General features: G+C 72.5%; 15 protein-coding genes. 9 read left to right on the top strand and 6 right to left on the bottom strand.

Features of this window, described 5'->3' with window-relative positions; all coding sequences use genetic code 11:
- Positions 1-103: 103 nt before the first annotated feature.
- The 4 genes from AB0O53_RS05245 to AB0O53_RS05230 all read left to right on the top strand — a co-directional run bounded on the left by AB0O53_RS05245 (position 104) and on the right by AB0O53_RS05230 (position 5,021).
- Entirely contained in the window at positions 104-949 is an 846-nt protein-coding gene (locus tag AB0O53_RS05245; RefSeq protein WP_350990087.1) for a tryptophan 2,3-dioxygenase family protein, read from the top strand.
- On the top strand, positions 942-2,153 hold the full coding sequence (kynU, locus tag AB0O53_RS05240; protein WP_350990085.1) for a kynureninase: 1,212 nt from the start codon (positions 942-944) through the stop codon (positions 2,151-2,153). The genes AB0O53_RS05245 and kynU overlap by 8 nt, the downstream gene beginning before the upstream one ends.
- Before the next feature lie 171 nt (positions 2,154-2,324).
- Positions 2,325-3,203 (top strand): alpha/beta hydrolase, encoded by an 879-nt coding sequence (locus tag AB0O53_RS05235; protein WP_365193344.1) that lies wholly within the window; start codon positions 2,325-2,327, stop codon positions 3,201-3,203.
- Positions 3,204-3,335: 132 nt separating this feature from the next.
- A complete protein-coding gene (locus tag AB0O53_RS05230; RefSeq protein ID WP_365193343.1) occupies positions 3,336-5,021 on the top strand; it encodes a hypothetical protein in 1,686 nt (561 codons plus the stop codon).
- Positions 5,022-5,100: 79 nt separating this feature from the next.
- On the opposite strand, the gene AB0O53_RS05225 is transcribed toward AB0O53_RS05230, so the two are convergent.
- Positions 5,101-9,096 (bottom strand): hypothetical protein, encoded by a 3,996-nt coding sequence (locus AB0O53_RS05225; RefSeq protein WP_365193341.1) that lies wholly within the window; start codon positions 9,094-9,096, stop codon positions 5,101-5,103.
- 210 nt (positions 9,097-9,306) lie between these two features.
- Here AB0O53_RS05225 and AB0O53_RS05220 point away from each other — a divergent pair, with 210 nt between their 5' ends.
- Entirely contained in the window at positions 9,307-10,992 is a 1,686-nt protein-coding gene (locus AB0O53_RS05220) for a PKD domain-containing protein (protein ID WP_365193339.1), read from the top strand.
- A gap of 39 nt (positions 10,993-11,031) precedes the next feature.
- On the opposite strand, the gene AB0O53_RS05215 is transcribed toward AB0O53_RS05220, so the two are convergent.
- From AB0O53_RS05215 to AB0O53_RS05205, 3 genes are all read right to left on the bottom strand, one after another.
- Positions 11,032-11,988: an MASE1 domain-containing protein gene (locus AB0O53_RS05215; RefSeq protein WP_365193337.1), complete on the bottom strand. Its 957-nt coding sequence runs from the start codon at positions 11,986-11,988 to the stop codon at positions 11,032-11,034.
- Positions 11,989-12,035: 47 nt separating this feature from the next.
- Entirely contained in the window at positions 12,036-12,947 is a 912-nt protein-coding gene (locus AB0O53_RS05210) for a PP2C family protein-serine/threonine phosphatase (RefSeq protein ID WP_365193335.1), read from the bottom strand.
- A gap of 166 nt (positions 12,948-13,113) precedes the next feature.
- Positions 13,114-14,397: an adenylosuccinate synthase gene (locus AB0O53_RS05205; protein WP_350990071.1), complete on the bottom strand. Its 1,284-nt coding sequence runs from the start codon at positions 14,395-14,397 to the stop codon at positions 13,114-13,116.
- A gap of 182 nt (positions 14,398-14,579) precedes the next feature.
- Between AB0O53_RS05205 and AB0O53_RS05200 the strand changes: the two genes are divergently transcribed.
- Both AB0O53_RS05200 and AB0O53_RS05195 read left to right on the top strand, forming a co-directional pair.
- Entirely contained in the window at positions 14,580-15,422 is an 843-nt protein-coding gene (locus AB0O53_RS05200) for a diacylglycerol kinase catalytic domain-containing protein (RefSeq protein WP_365193333.1), read from the top strand.
- Positions 15,419-16,060 carry a hypothetical protein gene (locus tag AB0O53_RS05195; RefSeq protein WP_365193331.1) on the top strand — a complete coding sequence of 214 codons (642 nt, stop codon included), beginning with the start codon at positions 15,419-15,421 and terminating at the stop codon, positions 16,058-16,060. The genes AB0O53_RS05200 and AB0O53_RS05195 overlap by 4 nt, the downstream gene beginning before the upstream one ends.
- Here AB0O53_RS05195 and AB0O53_RS05190 read toward each other — a convergent pair.
- Entirely contained in the window at positions 16,057-16,611 is a 555-nt protein-coding gene (locus AB0O53_RS05190; RefSeq protein WP_403137039.1) for a GbsR/MarR family transcriptional regulator, read from the bottom strand. The two genes, AB0O53_RS05195 and AB0O53_RS05190, sit on opposite strands and share 4 nt — an antisense overlap.
- 84 nt (positions 16,612-16,695) lie before the next feature.
- Here AB0O53_RS05190 and AB0O53_RS05185 point away from each other — a divergent pair, with 84 nt between their 5' ends.
- Together AB0O53_RS05185 and AB0O53_RS05180 are read left to right on the top strand one after the other, a co-directional pair.
- On the top strand, positions 16,696-17,598 hold the full coding sequence (locus AB0O53_RS05185; RefSeq protein WP_365193327.1) for an ABC transporter ATP-binding protein: 903 nt from the start codon (positions 16,696-16,698) through the stop codon (positions 17,596-17,598).
- Positions 17,595-19,178, top strand: coding sequence for an ABC transporter permease (locus tag AB0O53_RS05180; protein ID WP_365193325.1), 1,584 nt, complete (start codon positions 17,595-17,597; stop codon positions 19,176-19,178). The genes AB0O53_RS05185 and AB0O53_RS05180 overlap by 4 nt, the downstream gene beginning before the upstream one ends.
- Here AB0O53_RS05180 and AB0O53_RS05175 read toward each other — a convergent pair.
- Positions 19,175-20,383 (bottom strand): cytochrome P450, encoded by a 1,209-nt coding sequence (locus AB0O53_RS05175; protein ID WP_365193323.1) that lies wholly within the window; start codon positions 20,381-20,383, stop codon positions 19,175-19,177. The two genes, AB0O53_RS05180 and AB0O53_RS05175, sit on opposite strands and share 4 nt — an antisense overlap.
- Positions 20,384-20,410 lie beyond the last annotated feature (27 nt).

Below are 20,410 nucleotides of genomic sequence, written 5' to 3'. Positions count from 1 at the left end.
GTCGACGCGACGGCGCCCTATGATGCGGGCAGGGGACCGGGGCTCCACTCACCTCACGGAAGGAGCGGACCGCTACCCGGAAGCACGTGTCGAGGAGACAGCGATGTCGAAAACCCTTGATGCCTCCGGAGTCGGCGGGGACACCCCGAACCTCGACTTCGACGGCACGACCCCGTACGAGGACTACGTCCAGGCGGACGTCCTCACCCACCTCCAGCACCTCCGCTCGGACGACCCCGGCGAGATGGTCTTCCTGGTCACGACCCAGGTCATGGAGCTGTGGTTCACGGTCATCGTCCACGAGTGGGAAACCGCCGCGAAGGCCCTGAGCGAGGACCGCATCCCGGTCGCGATGGATGCGCTGAAACGTTCCCTCCGCGAACTGGAGGCCCTGAACGCCTCCTGGCGCCCGCTCGCCCAGCTCACCCCGGCGCAGTTCAACGCCTACCGCGGTGCCCTCGGCGAGGGTTCCGGTTTCCAGTCGGCTATGTACCGCCGGATGGAGTTCCTGCTCGGCGAGAAGTCCTCCTCCATGCTCGTCCCGCACCGCGGCGCGCCGCGCGTCCACGCGGAGCTGGAGAAGGCCCTCCAGGAGCCCAGCCTCTACGACGAGGTGCTGCGCCTCCTGGCCCGCCGCGGCCTGCCGGTCCCGGAATCCGTCCTGCAGCGCGACCTCTCGCTCCGCTACGAGGCCTCGGCCGAGGTCGAGGCCGTCTGGACCGGCCTGTACGCCGCCCCGGACGAGAACCTGGACCTCCACCGGCTCGGCGAGGTCCTCACCGACGTCGCCGAACTCGTCTGGCGCTGGCGCAACGACCACCTGGTGGCCACCCGCCGTGCGATGGGCGCGAAGACCGGCACGGGCGGCTCGGCCGGTGTGACCTGGCTGGAGAAGCGCGCGACGAAGAACGTCTTCCCGGAGCTCTGGACGGCGCGCAGCCATGTCTGACACCTCCGAGGACATAGCGGCGGACCTCCGCACCCGCGCGGCCGCCCTGGACGCCGCCGACGAGCTGGCGAAGCTGCGCGAGCGGTTCACCCTCCCCGAGGGCGTCGTCTACCTGGACGGCAACTCGCTCGGCGCGCTCCCGGCCGGCGTGGCCGCGGCCACCGCCGACGTCGTGGCCCGGCAGTGGGGCGAGCTCCTCATCCGCTCGTGGGACGAGAGCGGCTGGTGGACCGCGCCCGAGCGGATCGGCGACAAGATCGCCCCGCTGATCGGCGCCGCCCCCGGACAGGTGGTCGTCGGCGACTCCACCAGCGTCAACCTCTTCAAGGCGCTGGTCGGCGGCGCCCGCCTCGCGGCTCCCGGCCGGACGAAGCTGCTGGTCGACTCCGCGACGTTCCCCACCGACGGCTACATCGCGCAGTCGGCGGCCCGGCTGGCGGGCCTGACCGTCGTCCCGGTCGACCCCGCGCAGGCGGCGGAGGCGATCGACGCGGACACCGCGCTGGTCCTCCTCAACCACGTCGACTACCGCAGCGGCCGCCTCCACGACCTGCCGGCCCTCACGGCGGCGGCCCGCGCCGCCGGCGCGGTCGTGGTCTGGGACCTGTGCCACTCCGCGGGCGCCCTGCCCGTGGGCCTGGACGCGCACGACGTCGACCTGGCCGTCGGCTGCACGTACAAGTACCTCAACGGAGGCCCCGGCGCCCCCGCGTACCTGTACATCGCCGCCCGCCACCAGGACGCCTTCGACTCCCCGCTCCCCGGCTGGAACGGCCACGCGGACCCCTTCGCGATGACCCCGGCCTACGAGGCGGCGCAGGGCGCGACCCGCGGCCGCGTCGGCACCCCGGACATCCTGTCCATGCTGGCGCTGGAGGCGGCGCTCGACGCCTGGGACGGGGTCGCCGTCGAGGCGGTGCGCGCCAAGTCCCTGGCCCTGACCGACTTCTTCCTCGAATGCGTGGCGGCGTACGTCCCGCAGGGCCTGGTCGAGTCGGTCACCCCGGCCGAGCACGAGCGCCGCGGCAGCCAGGTCTCGCTGCGGACCGAGAACGCCCGTGAGGTCATGGGCGAGCTCATCGCCCGGGGCGTCATCGGCGACTTCCGCGCACCCGACGTCCTGCGCTTCGGCTTCACCCCGCTCTACGTCGGTTTCGCCGACGCGGAGCGCGCAGCGCGCACGCTGGGTCACATTTTCGGGTGACGGGGTAGCGAAACGTCACATCACAGGGCGGGCGGGGCTACGGCTCCGTCCGCCCTGTCATATTCCGGTCCCAGCACGGAAGCGGCTGTTCCAGACTGATACGGTCCCGCTCTGCCGGAACACCGGAACATCTGTCCCCGCTGTCCCACGCGTTACCGAGAGGTTGAGCCGATGACGGACCCCGCCGCCGTGGAACGGGACGCCGCCGAGGCCGCCTCGGCCTTCGCCCATCCGGCGGTCGCCCCGGACGTGAGCGCCGCCTACGGGGAACACCCCGACCACGTCGTCGACTTCTACGCCCCGCGCGGCCCGGCCACGGGTCCGGTCCCGCTGGTGGTGGTCCTGCACGGAGGGGCGTGGCGGGCCCCCTACGACAGGCAGCACATCACGCCCTTCGCGGACTTCCTGGCCCGGCGCGGTTTCGCCGTCGCCAACGTCGAGTACCGGCGCGGCAGTTCCCTGCCGCACCAGAACGCCGACGGGCCGGTCGCCGGGCGCTGGCCGGAGACCTTCGACGACGTCGCCGCCGCGATGGACGCCCTCCCCGGCCTCGCCGCGACAGCCCTGCCGCAGGCGGACGTCCGCCGCGTGGTCGTCACCGGGCACTCGGCGGGCGGCCACCTCGCGCTGTGGGCCGCGGCCCGGCACGTGCTCCCGTACGGCTCGCCGTGGCGGCTGTCCGTCCCGCCGATACTGCGCGGAGTGGTGGCGCTGGCGCCGATCGCGGACTTCGCGGTGGCGGAGGAGCTGGGCGTGTGCGGCGGGGCGAGCGCGCAGCTGCTGGGCGGTGCGGAGCACTGGGACGAGCGGCTGCCCTCGGCCGACCCGGCGTCGCTGCTGCCGACCGGCATCGCCACGGCGGTGGTCCAGGGCCGGGACGACATCGTGGTCCCGCAGGCGGTGGCCGAGGCGTACGTGGCGGCTGCGGCCAAGGCGGGGGAGATGGTGGGGCTGACCCTGCTCGACGGCGTCGGGCACTTCCCGCTGATCGACCCGGCGGCGGACGCCTGCGCGGTGGTCGCGGAGGAGATCTCCCAGCTGGCCTGGTAGCGGACTCGGTCCCTCCGCCACACCGCCCCTGACCAGGGCGAAAACCGGTGGCGGGGAGGGCCGACACGCTGGGTACTCTGGTCAAGCTTTGATCAGTTTGCGCCAAAGAACCAACAAAAAATGGGGGGGCCGGTGCGCAATCACCGACTCGTAGTTTCCGCTGCCTTCATCGCGGCGGGTCTGGCTCTCGTTCAGGTCCCGGCCTCGGCGGCCGAGGGGCCGGACAAGCCCGCCGCGCCGGCCAAGCCCGCACCGGCCAAGCCCGTCGCGCCGGGCCAGGCCAAGGCCGGGACGGCCGCGAAGGCGGCCACCACGTCCGCGGGGGAGAAGTTCCACAGCCCGGCCGACCGCACGGTCCGCACGACGCTGCCCGGCGCCGGCAACAAGGCGGCCGCCGACCACCCGGGGCTGTCCGTGGAGATCGCCGGCGAGAGCTGGTCGGCGCACCGACTGGGGCTCGCCACCAAGATCACGGGTCCGGACGCCGACCTCGACGTCGTCGTCGACTGGGGCGACGGCACGACGGAGAAGACGAGCGTCAAGGGGACCGAGGAGGTCTACCACGACCACGTGTACGCCGAGGTCGGCGAGTACGTGGTGAAGGTGACGGTCACCGACGTCGCGAACGGCATCCAGGCCGCCAACCAGATCACCTTCGTCACCGAGGGCTCCAAGTTCACCCCGCACGCCCCGACCCGGCTGCTGGACACCCGCAACGGCACGGGCACGAAGGCGGGCAAGGTCGCGGGGCGCGGCACGACCCGCGTCCAGGTGGCGGGCAACTCCGGCATTCCCGCCGGGGCCACGGCGGTCGTCCTCAACGTCACCGTCACCAACACCACCGACGGCGGGCACGTCGCGGTGTACCCGGGCAAGGGTTCCCGGCCCGACACGTCGAACCTGAACTACACCGCCGGCCAGTCCGTTCCGAACCTGGTGATCGTGCCGGTGGGCGCGGACGGCAGCGTGGAGCTGTTCAACGGCGGCTGGAGCCCGGTGGACCTGATCGCCGACGTCACGGGCTACTTCACCCGTACCGCGGCCGGCGGCTACACGTCGATCACCCCGACCCGGTTCGTCGACACCCGTGAGGGCCTGGGCACCGCCAAGGGCCGGCTCGCCGGGCGCGGAACCTTCACCACCCAGATCGACGGTCTCAAGGGCGTGCCCAAGGGCATCACCGCCGTGGCCCTGAACGTGACCGTGACCAACCCCGCGGAGGCCGGCCACCTGTCCGTCTTCCCGGGCGGCGGCCAGACCCCGACGGCGTCGAGCCTGAACTTCGCGGCCGGTCAGACGGTCGCCAACTCGGTGATCGTGCCCGTGGGCCCGGACGGCAGGATCAGCGTCTTCAACGGCGCCTGGGCGGGCGCCGACGTCATCGTGGACGTGGTGGGCCACTACGGCAAGGGCAGCAAGGCGGCGCTGCGGACGATCAGCCCGTGGCGCGCGATCGACACCCGCGACACCGAGGCGTGGCCCGGGAGGCTGCCGGCCCGCGGGTACTTCTCCCAGTGGTTCGCCCCCGAGCCGGAGGGCGTCGAGGCCTTCGTCTTCAACACCACGGTCACCAACACCGCGGACGACGGATTCCTCTCCGTGGCCCCGAGTCCGCTGCCGTGGGAGGAGAACACCGACCCCAACGCGCCCAAGCCGCCGCGTCCCGTCTCCTCCGCCCTGAACTGGACGAAGGGCGCCACCGTCCCGAACCTGGTCCAGACGGGGGTCGGCGAGTACGGGATCATCAACTTCTGGAACCAGGGCTGGAAGGACGCCGACCTGATCGTCGACGTGTTCGGCATCTACGAGACGAACTGATCCGCCGGTCCGCGCACGACGAAGAGGGCCCCGCCCGGTCTCACGACCGGGCGGGGCCCTCGTCCTTGCGCCCTTGGTGTCAGGAGGTGAAGTAGCCGTTCAGGTCGGCGATCACGTCGGTGGATCCGGAGTTGTTGTAGAAGGTCACCTTGCCGTCGACGACGGGGACGACGACCAGGTTGGCGACGGTCTGTCCGGGGGTGTAGTTGAGGTTGGAGACGCCCGGGCGTCCGGTCCCGTGCGGGTGGACGATCAGGTGGCCGGCCTCGGTGGGGTTGGTGACCGTGACGTTCAGGACGACCGCGGTCACACCCTGTGCGGGGACACCGGCGGTGCCGGTGACCTGGAGGGTGACGGCGCCGCCGGGGCCGACCGCTCCGGCGCGGGCGCCGGTGCCGTCGCGGGTGTCGAGGAGCCGGACCGGGCCGGCCGCGGAGAAGGCCGAGCCGGTGGCCGCGTAGTAGCCGGTGACGTCGGCGATGAGGTCGACGGATCCGGCGTTGTTGCGCAGGTCTACCTTGCCGTTGACCACCGGCACCGTCACCAGGTTGGGGACGATCTGCCCGGGCGTGAAGTTGAGGTTCGACACGCCCGGCGCGGTCTGGCCGTTCGGGTAGACGGTGACGTGTCCGGCCTCGGTCGGCTGGACGGCGGTCACGTTCATGACGACGGCGGTGACGCCGGTGGCCGGGATGCCCTTGACGCCCGCGACCTGGAGGGTGACGACGCCGCCCGGTCCGACGCGCTGCTTGGCCGCACCCGTACCGTCACGCGTGTCGAGGAACCGCGACGGGGTGATCGGGTTGAACGCGGAGCCCGCCCCGGCCTGGTCGGTGTAGTAGCCCGTCACGTCGGCGATCAGGTCCACCGATCCGGCGTTGTTGCGGAGGTCGACCTTGCCGTTGACGACGGGGACGGTGACGAGGTTGGGGACGATCTGGCCGGGTGCGAAGTTGAGGTTCGACACCTTGGGCACGGCCTGCCCGTTCGGATAGACCATCACGTGCCCGGCCTCGGTCGGCCGGACGGCCGTCACGTTCATCACGACCGCGGTGACGCCGGTGGCCGGGATGCCCTTCACACCGGCGACCTGCAGGGTGACGACCCCGCCCGGACCCACGCGCTGCTTGGCCGCACCCGTACCGTCACGCGTGTCGAGGAACCGCGACGGGCCGTGCGGCACGAACCGGCTCCCCTTCGGAGCGGGCGCGGGCGCGGTGACCGTGTAGGCCTTGGGCAGGTAGCCCCGGGACGGCACCCCGGTCGTGTAGCCGACACCGTCCAGGAGCAGGTCGTACGGTCCGGGCGTCAGGTCGGCCGTGTCGACCTCGACGGTCAGTGCCGTGCCCTCGGGATTGACGGAGACCGCGGTCAGGGGCCGCTCGGTGCCGTCGCGCTTGACCTTCATCTTGGTACCGAGGTGCAGCCCGGTGCCGCTGACCACGGCATGCGTGCGCGTCCCGGAGGGGCTGGACGACGGGCTGATGCCCTTCGGGTCCTGGCTCGGCGGACGGACGCACCCGGTGTCGCAGACTCCCTGGATGCTGTACTCCACCGGGGTGGCGGTCCTTGCCGGGCTCAGGAGCAGCAGGGCCTGCCCGGCGTCGGCGTTGTGGGTGGCCTGGCAGCGAGCACCGAACTCGCCCCAGTTGCTGCCGCACTGGTAGCCGAGGTACGTGCTGTCCCAGTTGTTCAGGCTCAGCAGATCGATCTGGGGCTTCGCGATGTCCGGGGCGCTGGTGGTACCGAACACCTTGAAGGCCTGACCGGGCTGCACGTCGATGACGGCGCAGTAGGCGGTCGCGGACTCGGTGAGCACACCGCTGCGCACGGGGAAGCCGTCGACCGACACCTTGGCAGTCGTGCACTCCGGTGACCAGCCCGACGCCGATGCGACCTTCCAGGTGTCCACGTCGGTGTGGATGGGCTTGTCCTTGTACCCGGTGGCCACCACGACCATGACGTACGAGGTCGAGCCGGTCACCTGGCAGGAGATCCCCCACTGACGGCAGACGATCTTGCCGTCGGCGTCGACCACCATCATCGTCGTGGAGGGGCCGTACCGCGCCTCGTTGAGCGCGCGGGAGCTCAGCCAGAACTTGTCGGTGGCGGCGCCGGTCACCCGGACGCACCGGGCGTCGAGCGCCGACGTCAGGTCGAAGGGGAGCGACTGGCCGCCGACCTTGGTGGAGGCGGGGGAGGCACACTTCGCGGTCGGTGAGATGTCACGCCGTACCAGCTTGTACGTGTCCGACCCGTAGCCGGTGAAGACCACCATGGCGGTGTACGGGACACCGGCGGTGAGCCGGCAGATCGCGGTGGAGCCGGGCGCGGTCGAACAGGCCGTGGTGCCGGACGGGTCCACGACGACGACGTCCCCGTTCACCCGGTTCTGCTCGTTGGTGTAGTCGATCATCTCCGCGGTGGAGTGCCTGTCCGCGGGCAGGCTCAGGCAGTACTGACGGACCTGGGACGACACGGGGGCCTGTGCGCCCCAGGTGCCGTCGAACCCGGTCTGCTGCCAGGCGGCGCAGCCCGTGGCATCGCCGGTCCGGTGGATCACCAGCCGGAAGTCCTTCGTCGCTTCGCCGCTCAGGACCGCCCGGAACGGCGCGGCACCGGTCAGCTTGCAGGCGTGGTACGTGTGTCCACCCACCTCGCACTGCTTGGCGCCGGCGGAGTCGAAGACCGTCACCGCGGCGCTGGTGTCCTCGTCGGAGGGCCGGTTGAGCAGGTACACGCCCTGGCCGGTGGCGGTCGGCAGGGTCAGGCAGAGGCGCTGGCCCGGCCCGCCGAAGGTGCCCGTGGCCGGACCTGCCGCCAGGCCGTTGTCGTGGGTCGCCGTACAGCCGCGGGTCTCCTTGGCGGAGTGGAACCGCATGCCGAACGTGTCCGCGTCGGTGGTCCGGGGGTCCAGGGCCCAGGTGTGGTCGCCGGGGGCCAGGTCACAGGCACCCTGTCCGCATTCGGGTGCGGACGGGGTGCCGTCCCGGGCGAACAGCGCGCCGTAGAGCTCGACGTCGGCCTTCACGGGGCCGAAGGCGTATCCGGCGGCCTGCGCCACGCGCAGGGTGCGGCAGCGCGCGGTGGGGTTCAGGTCGGGGGAGGCCCCGAAGGCCTGGGGCTCCACCACGGCGCAGCCCTCCGGCGCGGAGAGCCGGGCGGCGGTGAACCCGTAGGTCTCCGCCGTGCCCGCGAAGGACATCACGGAGGCCCGGAAGGGGGCCGTGCCGGTGAGCTTGCAGTCCAGGGCGTAGCTGCTGTTGTCCTTGGACGAGCAGATCTCCTTGCCGGAGGCGTCATAGACGGTCCGCAGGACCTGCCAGCTGGGGGAGAACGCCCGGAGCACGTCACCCGCGGCCAGGTCCAGCCCGTAGCAGTCGCCCGCTGAACCGGCCGGCAGCGAGCCGGGGAACACCGTGGGGGCGCCGAGCTTGCGGTCGGCTGCGCCCACCGCCTTGCAGGCGGTGGAGGAGAGCAGCGGGACGTACGAGACCGAGAGGGCCCGGGCCATGCCGTTGTCGAAGTTCGGGATCTTGAGGGTGTACGTGCCGGCCTGCGCGGTGGGGCAGCGCAGCGTGCCGTAGCCGTGGCCGGAGCCGAGTACGTTCTCGCAGGCCGTGGTGGTGCCGTCGGGTGCGACGAGCTGTGGTTGGGCCATAGTGCCCGGCATGACGACCTGGAGCAGCACCAGGTCCTTCTGCTGCGGCAGGGAGAGCGAGAACGAGGCTGTCCCGGTCGGCTCGAGCGTGCAGGTGACGACGGCGTGGGCGCCCAGGGCGGCGGGGCAGTCGCCCGCTGATGCGCTCTTCTGCAGTGCGCGTACGGCGGCCTCGTGCTCGGCCTGCGGGTCCCGCTTCGGCGGGGCCTCCGGTCCGGCCTTGGCCGCGGCGCCCCCGGACGCGGTGTGCTGCTGCGACGGGGCGGCGGCAGGCGGTGCCGTGGCCGCGAAGGCCGGAGCGGCCTGGCCCGTGAGCGAGGCCAGCACGGCGAGCAGCAGGGCGCCCGAGGCGGCGATCGAGCCGCCCCGGCCCCGTCTGCGCCGGTTTCCTCTGCCGGTCGGCAGTACAGTCATGAACCCCCCAGTCGGATCGGCCCGGCCCTGTGACCTGCACAGGGAGCAGAGGGCAGTCGGTGCGTCGGGACCATCCCGTCGGACATAGAGCCCAGTTCGGGACAGAATCGAGCCAACTCCCCTTGATCGCACATGTATTCGCGATCTCGCGGGTGAAGATCTGGGTACTCTAGAGCCCAGACCTGAGCACGTTCAAAAATGGGGGGATCGGTGCGCAGTCGCCGTCTCGTAATTTCCGTCGCCGTCATCGCGGCAGCCATCGGTCTCGCGCCGGGCATCGCCCAGGCCGCTGAGCCGGCCGCACCCGGGGCGGGTGCGCCCGGGGCGGGTGTGCCCGCGGTGGGGGCGCCCGCCGTCGACCTGGCCAAGGTCGCGGCGCCGGACCTGAAGACCTACAAGAGCCCCGCGGAGCGTTCCGTCCGCAAGGCGCTGCCCGGAGCCAAGGGCGGGGCCGCCGCCCAGCGGGCCGCCGGCAACCCGGACCTGGCGCTCGTCCTGAACGCCGCGGCCACCACCGCGCACGCCTTCGACCTGGAAACCACCGTCATCAGCGCCGACTCCACGCTGAAGGTCACCGTCGACTGGGGCGACGGCAGCAGCCCCGACGGCATGGACGCGTACGGCTCGACCGTCCTGCGGAGCAGCCACACCTTCGCCCGGCTCGGCCAGTACGACGTCAAGGTCACCGTGACGGACCCGGCCAACCAGGCCGAGGTCGTCAACGAGTTCCAGATCATGACCGCCGGCTCGGACTTCGTCGCGCACACCCCGACCCGCCTGCTGGACACCCGCAACGGGACCGGCGCGGCGCAGGGCAAGGTCCCCGCGTACGGCTCGACCCGCGTGCGGGTCGGCGGCAACGGCGCGATACCCGAGGGGGTCACCGCCGTCGCCCTCAACGTGACCGTCACCAACGCCACCAGCGGCGGACACATCACGGCCTTCGCCGAGGGCACCGAGCGGCCGACGACCTCGAACGTGAACTTCGAGGCCGGCCAGTCCGTCCCCAACATGGTCATCGTGCCCGTCGGCAAGAACGGCCACGTCGAGCTCGCCAACCGCAGCTCGGAGTCGGTCGACCTGATCGCGGACGTGACCGGCTACTTCACGCGCACCGACGCCGCCGGCTACACGCCGATGACGCCCGCCCGGTTCGTCGACACCCGCGAGGGCCTCGGCACCTCCCGGGGCCAGCTGGCGGGGCAGAAGACCTTCGGTACGCGGATCGGCGGCCTGCGCGGCGTGCCCGAAGGGATCACGGCCGTGGCGCTGAACGTCACGGTGACCAACCCGAAGGAGGCCGGGCACCTGTCCGTCTTCCCGGGCGGCGGGAGCGTGCCGATCACGTCCAACCTGAACTTCACCGCCGGCCAGACGGTCGCGAACGCGGTGATCGTGCCGGTCGGCCCCGACGGCACCATCAACGTCCGCAACGGCGCCTGGGCCGGCACGGACGTCATCGTCGACGTCGTCGGCTTCTACAGCGCCGACAGCAAGGGCGCCTACATGCCCATCACGTCGGTCCGGATGCTCGACACCCGCGACCCGCGCTGGCCCCACGGTCCGATGCAGGGCCGCGGGTACGTCTGGCAGGCGCTGTCCGCGGGCGAACCCGGCATCGCCGGCTACGTCCTCAACACGACGGTCACCAACACCGCCGGCGCCGGCTTCCTGTCGGTCGCCCCGGACCCGAACACGCGCGAGCAGTACCGCCAGGGCCGCCAGGTCTTCCCGGAGCGCCCCACCGCCTCGACGCTGAACTGGACGGCCGGCAAGACCGTCGCGAACCTGGTCCAGGCGGGCTCCGGGAACAACGGCATCGTCGACTTCTGGAACCAGGGCTGGGACAAGGCCGATCTCGTCGTCGACATCTTCGGCTACTACGAGACCAACTGATCCACCGCCGAGCGCCCCGGGGACGGCCCCCCGGGGCGCTCAGCGTTCGGGCGGCCGGCCGCCCGGGGCCAGGTGCTCCACCAGCTCGGCCAGGTCCTCGCAGACCTGCTCGATCCGCAGCCGTACGTTGTTCTGCTCGGTGACCAGGGCGGACAGCAGCAGCCCGGTCAGGGCGGCCGCCCCGTTGAGGGCCTGCAGGTTGACCATGAGCTCCAGCAGGCTGTACTCGGTGAACGGTCCGACGTGGTCGTGCGCCGCCGAGATCGCCAGGACCGAGATCAGCAGCGAGCACGGCGCGCTCCCGGCGAACTGGAAGCGTACGGCCGCCCAGATCAGCAGCGGGAAGACGAGGAAGAGCACGGACAGGTGGCTGCGGGTGGCCACGAGGGTGACGATCACGGACGTGACGGCCAGGGCCGACACCTCGGCCAGCCGGTAGTCGTCCCGCGGCAGCCTGGCCCGGCGCAGGACCAGCAGCAGCGGGGTCACGACCAGCACTCCCATGGCGTCCCCGACCCACCAGGCCGCCCATACCGGCCAGAACTCACCGTGGGGCAGATCGCCGGTGAGGACGAGGGTCCAGGTGCCGGCCGTGGCGCTGAGCAGCATCGGCAGCAGACCGCCCAGGAAGACCAGCGCCAGCGCGTCGCGCAGCCGGTCCATCTGCGTGCGGAAGTCCACCTGGCGCAGCATCAGGTACGCGCACACCGGCGCGAGGGTGTTCCCCGCGAGGATGCCGAGGTCGCTGAGGTCGAATGTGCTGATGCGTTCGATGGCGAAGTAGGTGCCGAGGGAGATCCCCGGCCAGACCCGCAGGCCCAGCCAGAGCAGGGCGGCCAGCGCGATGCCGGTGGGCAGCCACAGCGGGGTGACCTGGGCGCCGTCGACGGTCACGCTCTGGCGCAGGCCGATCCGGCCGCCGATGTAGTAGGCGACGGCGACGGCGAGGATCAGTAGGAGCAGTTCGGCCGGACGTCGCCATCCCTCGGTGCGCACCGCTTCATCAGACAACAGGCCGCGGGCCGGGTGGGGCGTGACACGCGCTACGCCGTTCCACGGGGTTCCGGGCCGGGGCCGGGGCCCGGGTCGGCGTCCGGGCCGTTTTCCGGTGTGGTTTCCGGTGTGGTTTCCGGGGCGGGGCCCGCCGCGTCGTGGCTGAGGACGAGCACGGCCGCGTCGTCCGCGTGGCCCGTCGAATCGGCCACCTTCATCACCTCGGCGGCCAGCTCGGCGGGATCGGTGCCCGCCGCCTCCCTGACGACCTTGACCACGCGTTCCAGCCCCACTTCGAGCGGGAAGCGGGGGCCCTCGACGACGCCGTCGGTGAGCAGGACGATCGATCCCGCCTGCGTCAGCCGCCGCCGGGTCACCGCGTACGCCGAGCCGGGCACCAGGTTCAGCGGGAGTCCGCCGTTGTCCTCGGCTATGCCGTACTGCCCGTCCACGGTGGCCCAGACAGCGGGGACGTGACCGGCCCGGGCGCTCTCCAGCTCCCAGGTGTCCGGATCGAAGCGGAGCAGGCTGCAGGTCGCGAAGAGGTCGCGGTTCATCGAGAGCAGCACTTCGTTGGCCCGGCTCAGCACCTCGCCGGGATCGACGACCACGGCCGCCACGGCCCGCAGACAGATCCTGACCTGTCCCATGAAGGCGGCCGCGTCGACGTCGTGCCCCTGGACGTCGCCGATGCAGAAGGCGAGGGCGCCCTCCGGGAGCCGGAAGCCGTCGTACCAGTCGCCGCCGATGTCCAGGCCGTGCCGGGCGGGCGAGTACCGGGCCGCCGTGCGCAGCCCCGGCAGGCAAGGCAGCGCGGTCGGCAGCATCTCGCGCTGCAGGGCCTCGGCCAGCTCGACACGGGCCTGCTGGAGCTCCACGCCCTGGCGGGCCTGTGCGGTCAGCCGGCCCAGCATGCTGAGCAGGTCGGCGCTGGCCACCCGGGGGGGACGGCGCCGGCTCATCGAAGGCTCCGACGATGGTGCATCCGTCCCTGCTTCCGCCGCGGAAAGGACGTGCCCATCATATTTCCGCCGACCCGGACCGCGCCCCCCGAGACGTTTCGGGCCCGGCAGACGCGAGGGCGGGACGCGCCGTGCGCGTCCCGCCCTGCGGTGGTGCGTGTGCTGCCTAGAGGAACGAGTTGATCTCGATCGTCTCGGTGCGGCCGGGGCCGACGCCGATCGCGGAGATCGGGGCGCCCGACATCTCCTCCAGGGCCTTCACGTAGGCCTGGGCGTTCGCCGGCAGGTCCTCGAAGGTCTTGGCCTTGGTGATGTCCTCGGACCAGCCGGGGAGGTATTCGTAGATCGGCTTCGCGTGGTGGAAGTCGGTCTGCGAGTAGGGCAGCTCCTCGACGCGCTTGCCGTCGATCTCGTACGCGACGCAGACCGGGATCTGCTCCCAGCCGGTCAGTACGTCCAGCTTGGTGAGGAAGAAGTCGGTGAGACCGTTCACGCGGGTGGCGTACCGTGCGATCGGCGCGTCGAACCAGCCGCAGCGACGGTCGCGACCGGTGGTCACGCCGCGCTCGCCGCCGATGCGGCGCAGGTCCTCGCCGTCCTGGTCGAACAGCTCGGTCGGGAACGGGCCCGCGCCGACGCGGGTGGTGTAGGCCTTGAGGATGCCGATGACACGGCTGATCTTCGTCGGGCCGACGCCGGTACCGGTGCAGGCGCCGCCTGCGGTCGGGTTCGACGAGGTGACGAAGGGGTAGGTGCCGTGGTCGACGTCGAGCAGGGTGCCCTGGCCGCCCTCGAAGAGCACGACCTTGTCCTCGTCCAGCGCGTTGTTGAGGATCAGGGTGGTGTCGGCGACGTAGCCCTTGATCTGGTCCGCGTACTGGAGCATCTCCTCCACGATCGCCCCGGCCTCGATGGCGCGGCGGTTGTAGAGCTTCGCGAGGAGCTGGTTCTTGCCCTCCAGCGCGGCTTCGACCTTCTGGGTGAGGATCGACTCGTCGTAGAGGTCCTGGACCCGGATGCCGACGCGGTTGATCTTGTCCGCGTAGGTCGGGCCGATGCCGCGACCGGTCGTACCGATCTTGCGCTTGCCGAGGAAGCGCTCGCCGACCTTGTCGAGGGTGACGTTGTACGGCGTGATCAGGTGCGCGTTGCCGCTGATGAGCAGCTTGGAGGTGTCGATGCCGCGCTCGTTGAGACCGCGCAGCTCGGAGAGCAGGACGGCCGGGTCGACGACGACGCCGTTACCGATGACCGGGGTGCATCCGGGGGAGAGGATGCCGGAAGGGAGAAGGTGCAGCGCGTACTTCTGGTCGCCGACGACGACCGTGTGGCCGGCGTTGTTGCCGCCCTGGTAGCGCACTACATAGTCAACGGATCCACCGAGCAGGTCGGTGGCCTTTCCCTTGCCCTCGTCACCCCACTGAGCTCCGAGCAGCACAAGAGCGGGCACAGGCGTACACCTCTTCCGGATGGGGCATGTCCAAGGTCAGGGGGCGTACGACGATGTACGCGGGCCGAGCCGTCGGACGGGTTGCCCCGGAATAGACGAAGGCCCTGGCGCAATAGCGCAAGGGCCTCTTGCACAAAGATGCTACCCGAGGAAGGACCGAGGTGTCGGCTCCAGAGCCCACCATGAGCGAAGCGGGCGCGCCGGTAGGCGGTCTGCTGGTGCTCGTCGACCCGGTCGCCCGCCGTCTTGACGGCGAGTCCGTGCGGATCGCGAAGGATGTGTTGTCGGCGGGCGCGGCGGCGAAGATCTGCCTCCCGGATTCGCAGGAGGAGTTTGCGCGGGCGCTCGCCCGCCGGGGTCATCGGCAGCCGGTGATCGTGGGCGACGACCGTGCCCTGGTGCGGGCCGTGGGGCTGCTGCACCGGGAGCGGGGGCTCGGCGAGGGCGCTCTGGCGCTGGTTCCGGTGGGGCCGGTGGGGTCCCTGGCGCTGGCGAGGTCCCTGGGGGTGCCCCAGTCCGCCGTCGCGGCGGCCCGGGCGGTCCTGGACGGGTCGGTCCGGACGTGCGACCTGCTGGTGGACGACAGCGACGGCGTGGTGCTGGGCGCGTTGCGGATCCCGCCGCTGCGGGGGCCGGAGCGGGGGGTCCCGAGGCCGGCCGGGCCGTCGGTGTGGAGCGCGTACCGCTCGCTGGTGCGGACGCTGGTCCGGCCCGTGACGGCTGCGGGCGGAGTGGGCGGCGGGCACTGCAGGCTGCGGGTGGAGGCCGACGGGGTGCTGCTGGCCGATGTGGACCAGCCCGTGGCGGACGTCTCGGTGCGCACGCGGGGCGACGGCGAACCGGCGGAGGTCGCGGTGCGCACGGGCGGCGGCTTCGCCGGCTCGACGGTGACGGCCCGGGCGAAGACGGTGACGGTGTCGGGGGCGGACTTCCGCTACCGGGCCGACGGGGCGATGGCCGGTCCGGTCCGCCGTCGTACGTGGACGCTGCGCCCCGGGGCATGGATGCTCACCCTGCCCCGGTGACGGAGCCGGGGCCCGGGCCGGCGGCCGGGGCGGCTCCGGTGCCGGGGCTGGCGGCCGGGGCGAATCCGGATCCGGAGCCCGGGCCGGTGGTCGTGGCGGAGGCGCTGGGCGACTGGCGGCGGGACGCGCTGCTGCTGTGCCTGCTGCCGGTGTTCTGCTGGCCCGCGGCGGTCGCGGCGGTGCTCACGCGCCCGGTGATGCTGGTGGTGCTGCTGGGTCCGGTGGTGCTCGGGGCGTGGGAGCTGCGCGCGGTGCTCCGGGCGCGCCGTGTGCTGCGGGACCCGGCGGTGCGCTGGATCCCGTACGAGGCCGAGGTGGTGCGGGCGCGCCGGCGCCCTCCGGTGGTGGCCCTGGTCCTGAGGCAGGGCGAGCAGCGGCACGCGCTGACCCTGGGGGTGCTGGGGCGGCGGGTCCTGCCGCCGCGCCCGTGGCCCCGCAGGCAGCCGGCGCCGTCCGTGCGGGTGGTGCTGCTGGCCGGGGACCCCGCGCGGGGCGGGGTCCTGTGGGTCCCCGACGCCCGCCGGCTGGGCATCGCCAGGCCTGTGCGGACTGCCCGGTCTGCCCGGTCTGCACGGCCTGGTCGGCCTGGCCGGACTGCCCGGCTCGGGAGTGGCGTCGGCGGTGCAGGTCCTTCCTAGCCGAGGTCGAGCGTCGCCCGGTGGGCGCGCCAGCGGTCCATCAGGCCCAGCATCTCGCCCTGCATGAACTCGAAGAACGCCGCCGTCTCCGCGACCCGCGCCCCGGCCGGCGAATGCGCGCCGAGGCCGGCCGCGCCCTCGCGCAGGGTCTTCTCCCACTGGGTCAGGACCTGGTCGCGGCGGGTGAAGGTCTCGTACCAGAGCTCGTTGTGCAGGACGTACCGGTCCCGCCGCGAGCCCGGTTCGCGTTCGCGGCTGACCATGTTGACCTGTGTCAGGTAGGACACGGCCCCCGAGACCGCCGCCGGGCTGATCCGGAGCGCCTCGCCCAGCTCCGCCGAGGTCATCGCGCCACCGTCGCTCGCGAGCAGCTGCGCGAAGACCCGTGCGGCCATCCGCTGCATCCCGGCCTCGGTCAGCTGCGCGGCGAACCGCTCCACGAACCGGGAGACCGCTCCCTCGTCGCGCCCGGCGGCCGTCGTCGCGTCCGCCGTCGCGGCCGCAGCCGCCGTCCCGTCGCCGTCCGTTCCGTCCAGGTCCGTCTTCACCATGTCGTCCGCCACCCTCCTGACTTTACGCGATTCTTGAGATTCCCAATCTTCACAAACTTATGAAATAAGCGTACGTTCGGAAACATGACGAAGGCAATCAGCGTCGTCGGCCTCCACAAGGCCTTCGGCCGCACGCGCGCACTGGACGGACTCGACCTCTCGGTCACCACCGGCGAGGTCCACGGCTTCCTCGGCCCCAACGGCGCCGGCAAGTCCACGACCATCCGGGTCCTGCTCGGACTGCTGCGCGCCGACTCCGGCGCCACCGAGCTCCTCGGCGGTGACCCGTGGGCCGACGCGGTCGCGCTCCACCGCCGCATCGCCTACGTCCCCGGAGACGTCACCCTGTGGCGCAACCTCTCCGGCGGCGAGGTCATCGACCTGTACGGGCGGCTGCGCGGCGGCCTCGACCGGGCGCGCCGCGCCGAGCTCGTCGAGCGGTTCGAGCTGGACCCGACCAGGAAGGGGCGCACGTACTCCAAGGGCAACCGGCAGAAGGTCGCCCTCGTCGCCGCCTTCGCCTCCGACGCCGAACTGCTCATCCTCGACGAACCCACCTCCGGCCTCGACCCGCTGATGGAGGGGGTCTTCCAGGGCTGCGTCGCCGACGCCCGCGCCGCCGGGCGCACCGTCCTGCTCAGCTCGCACATCCTCAGTGAGGTCGAGTCGCTCTGCGACCGCGTCAGCATCGTCCGCCAGGGCCGCACCGTGGAGACCGGAACCCTCGCCGAACTCCGCCACCTCACCCGTACGTCGATCAGAGCCGAGCTCGCCGGCCCGCCGAACGGCATCGCCCACCTGCCGGGCGTGCACGACGTCGAAGTGCGGGGGCTGAAGGTCCGGCTCCAGGCCGACACCGACAAGCTGGACGCCGTACTGCGCTCCCTCGCCGCGTCGGGCGTGCGCTCGCTGACCGCGACCCCGCCCACCCTCGAAGAGCTCTTCCTGCGCCACTACACCGACGGCGGCGCGGGAGGCACGCGATGAGGCGACGACCGAGCGGCTTCGCGGGCACCGGCGCACTGCTCCGGCTGGCCCTGCGCCGCGACCGGGTGATGATGCCGGTCTGGATCCTGGTGACCGCACTCCTGGTGGTGAGCATGCCCGGATCGCTCGGCAGCGTGTACGCCACCGCCGCCGAACGTGCCGAGGCCGCCACCTCGATGAACGCCAACGGCTCCCTGCGCGCCCTGTACGGCCCGGTCTTCGGCGACTCCCTCGGCGCCCTGACCGCCTGGCGCGCCGGGGTCTTCGGCGCGGTCCTCGCGGCTGTCATGAGCCTGATCATCGTGGTCCGGCACACCCGCGAGGAGGAGGAGACGGGCCGTCAGGAACTGCTCTCCGCGGCCATGGTGGGCCGCCGGGCCCCGCTGACCGCGGCCCTGCTGGCCGCCCTCGTGGCCAACACCGGTGTCGGCCTGCTCGTCGCCGCCGGCCTCGCCGGGCAGGGGGCGGCGGGCGCGGCAGCGCTCGCCCTGGCCCTCGCCGGCACCGGCATGCTCTTCGCCGGTGCGGCCGCCGTCGCCGCCCAGCTGACCGAGAGCGCCCGCGCCGCCAAGGGGTGCACGGCCGCGCTGCTCGGCGCGGCCTTCGTCCTCAAGGCCGCGGGCGACGCCGGTACGGCGGGTGGCGCTTCCGCCCTGACCTGGGCCTCGCCGCTCGGCTGGGTGGAGAACGTACGGGCCTTCGCCGGTGAGCGCCGGTGGGTGCTCCTGCTGTTCGCGGCGGCCGTCGTGGTGCTGGTGACGGCCGGGTACCTGCTGGCCGGACGCCGCGACCTGGGGATGAGCTTCCTTCCGTCCCGGCCGGGTCCGGCCGAAGGACGGCTGGGCACGGCGGGCGCGCTGGCCCGGCGGCTGCAGCGCGGCACCCTCGCGGGCTGGAGCGCGGGCTTCCTCGTGGCCGGTGCGGTCTTCGGCGGGATGGCGGACGGCGCCGCGGAACTGGTCGGCGGCAACGACAGGACGCGGGAGATCATCGAGCGGATGGGCGGGCAGGGCGGGCTCACCGACGCCTTCCTCGCCACGATGGCCGGCCTGTTCGGCATGGTCGCCGCCCTGTACGCGGTATCGGCCGTCCTGCGCCTGAGCGGTGAGGAGTCGGCGCAGCGGGCGGAACCGCTGCTGGCGAACGCGGTCGGCCGGCTCCGCTGGGCCGGCGGCCACCTCGCCGTCGCCTTTGCGGGCTCGGCGCTGATGCTGCTGCTGGCGGGGCTGGGCCTCGGCCTCGGGCACGGCGGCGAAATGAGGGCAACGGTCGCGGCCACCCTCGCCCAGCTCCCGGCGGTGTGGGTGATCGGGGCGCTGGCGGCGCTCCTCCACGGCGCGGCCCCCGCGTACGCGGCGGCCGCCTGGGCGGTGGCCGGCAGCGCTCTGGCCCTGGGCTGGATCGGCCCGGCGCTGAACCTCCCCCAGGCCGCCCTGAACCTCTCGCCCTTCGCCCACCTGCCCCGGCTCCCGGGCGCGGAGCCGGTGTCCTGGGTCCCGCTCCTGGCCCTGACCGCCCTGGCGGCGGCGCTGACGGCAGCCGGCCTCGCCGCCCTGCGCCGCCGTGACATGACGGCCTAGAACTCCACCAGCAGGCTCTTCAGCCCGCGGATGACGTACCCGTCCTGCCACTGCGGCTCCTCGACGAGCCGCAGTGGCGGGACGCCGTCCGCCAGCAGCGCTCCGAAGGAGGCCTCCAGCTCGCGTCGCGCCAGCGGCGCCCCCAGGCAGTAGTGGATCCCGGCCCCGAAGGTCAGGTGCGGATTGTCGGCCCGTTCGAGGTCGAGGGCGTCGGGGTCCTCGAAGCGCGCGGGATCACGGTTCGCGGACCCGAAGAGCAGCGCCACCTCGGCCCCGCGGGGGATGTCGGTGTCGCCGACGCGGATGTCGTCGAGCACCCAGCGCTCGAACATCTGCAGGGGAGTGTCGTAGCGCATGAGTTCATCCACAGCTGTGGACAACTTTTCCGGATCGCGGCCGGAGCGCAGCGCGGCGAGCTGCTCGGGGTGGCGCAGCAGCGCCCACCACCCGTTGACCGTGGTGTTCACGGTGGCTTCGTGTCCGGCGTTCAGCAGGAGGACGCAGGTGGAGACCATCTCCTGCTCGCTGAGCCGCCCCTCCTCGTCGTGGGCGGCGATCAGCCCGGAGATCAGGTCCTCGCCGGGGCGGGCCCGCCGTTCGGCGATCAGCTCCCGCAGGTACGCGCTGAAGTCGATGCTGGCCCGCACCGCGCGCCGCGCCGTCTCCTCGTCGGGCCGCAGCTCGAACATCCCGCAGATGTCCGCCGACCAGGGCCGCAGCAGGGCACGGTCCGACTCGGGCACACCCAGCAGTTCCGCGATCACGGCCACCGGCAGGGGCTCGGCGACCGTCGCGAGCAGGTCCCCGCCGCCGTCCGCGAGCAGCCGCCCCACCAGTTCCCCGGCCATCCGCTGCACGGCCGGCACCAGACGCTCCACCGTCCGCGGGGTGAAGGCCTTCGCCACCAGCCTGCGCACCCGCGCGTGCGCGGGATCCTCCAGGTCCAGGAGGCCGTTGCCGTTGAGCACATGGAACGGCTCGTGCTCCGGCGGCGGCGCCTCGCGCCCGAACTCCTCGTGCGAGAAGCGGTGGAGGTAGGTGCGGCCGAGCCGCCGGTCCCGCAGCAGGGCGCTCACATCGGCGTAGTGCGGCACCAGCCACTGCCCGGTGGCCTCCCACCAGATGGCCCGCCCCCGTTCCCGCAACTCCCGGTAGGCCGGGTACGGATCGGCGACGAACGCGGCATCCCACGGATCAAAGCCCATCCCCGCAGACTAAGCGCTCCGCCCCCG

Source organism: Streptomyces erythrochromogenes (assembly GCF_040684695.1).
Taxonomy (GTDB): Bacteria; Actinomycetota; Actinomycetes; order Streptomycetales; family Streptomycetaceae; genus Streptomyces; species Streptomyces erythrochromogenes_C.
Note: the sequence above shows the minus strand (reverse complement) of the source record. Positions and strands in the feature narration are given on the sequence as shown.

Excerpts from the sequence above, each read along its gene's own strand:
- AB0O53_RS05210 (WP_365193335.1), bottom strand. The coding sequence starts at position 12,947 with ATGAGCCGGCGCCGTCCCCCCCGGGTGGCCAGCGCCGACCTGCTCAGC.
- AB0O53_RS05225 (WP_365193341.1), bottom strand. The coding sequence starts at position 9,096 with ATGACTGTACTGCCGACCGGCAGAGGAAACCGGCGCAGACGGGGCCGG.
- AB0O53_RS05200 (WP_365193333.1), top strand. The coding sequence starts at position 14,580 with ATGAGCGAAGCGGGCGCGCCGGTAGGCGGTCTGCTGGTGCTCGTCGAC.
- kynU (WP_350990085.1), top strand. The coding sequence starts at position 942 with ATGTCTGACACCTCCGAGGACATAGCGGCGGACCTCCGCACCCGCGCG.
- AB0O53_RS05180 (WP_365193325.1), top strand. The coding sequence starts at position 17,595 with ATGAGGCGACGACCGAGCGGCTTCGCGGGCACCGGCGCACTGCTCCGG.
- AB0O53_RS05235 (WP_365193344.1), top strand. The coding sequence starts at position 2,325 with ATGACGGACCCCGCCGCCGTGGAACGGGACGCCGCCGAGGCCGCCTCG.
- AB0O53_RS05245 (WP_350990087.1), top strand. The coding sequence starts at position 104 with ATGTCGAAAACCCTTGATGCCTCCGGAGTCGGCGGGGACACCCCGAAC.
- AB0O53_RS05185 (WP_365193327.1), top strand. The coding sequence starts at position 16,696 with ATGACGAAGGCAATCAGCGTCGTCGGCCTCCACAAGGCCTTCGGCCGC.
- AB0O53_RS05175 (WP_365193323.1), bottom strand. The coding sequence starts at position 20,383 with ATGGGCTTTGATCCGTGGGATGCCGCGTTCGTCGCCGATCCGTACCCG.
- AB0O53_RS05190 (WP_403137039.1), bottom strand. The coding sequence starts at position 16,611 with ATGGTGAAGACGGACCTGGACGGAACGGACGGCGACGGGACGGCGGCT.